The sequence below is a fragment of the Corynebacterium sp. MSK071 genome (genome assembly GCF_030232125.1).
Lineage (GTDB): Bacteria > Actinomycetota > Actinomycetes > Mycobacteriales > Mycobacteriaceae > Corynebacterium > Corynebacterium kefirresidentii.
Genome location: NZ_JASPJA010000054.1, coordinates 1 through 377, shown reverse-complemented (window position 1 = coordinate 377; position 377 = coordinate 1). Strand labels below are relative to the sequence as shown.

Sequence of the window (377 nt, the reverse complement as noted above, 5' to 3'; positions counted from 1 at the left end):
ACACACCACCAAGCCACCCGCAGAGCACGACACCTCGGCCCCTACCGACGCCGCGAGCTTGTCGCCTCCGGCGAAGGATTCACCATCGAAGGCCAACAACAAGCCTTTGAGGCACTCGCCAAAGGCAAAGGAAACCTCTCAGCCTCATTCAAACTCACCGACACTTGCCCCTACCAACTCGGCTACGAAATAAACGTCGGCGACCAAATCGGCATCCAATGGCGAAACATGAACCTCTCCACCTGGATTGATGAAGCCACCATCAGCCACACGCCCGGCACACCACCGAAAACCGAACTAGCTGTCGGCGAAGCACAACCCCGCCAATCCGCCCTACAACAACTCAACGAAAACCAAAAACACATCTCCGCCACAAC

1 pseudogene is annotated in these 377 nt (G+C 56.8%); it reads left to right on the top strand.

Features of this window, described 5'->3' with window-relative positions:
• Positions 1-377: pseudogene (locus QP990_RS12170) on the top strand (hypothetical protein); the annotation flags it as partial.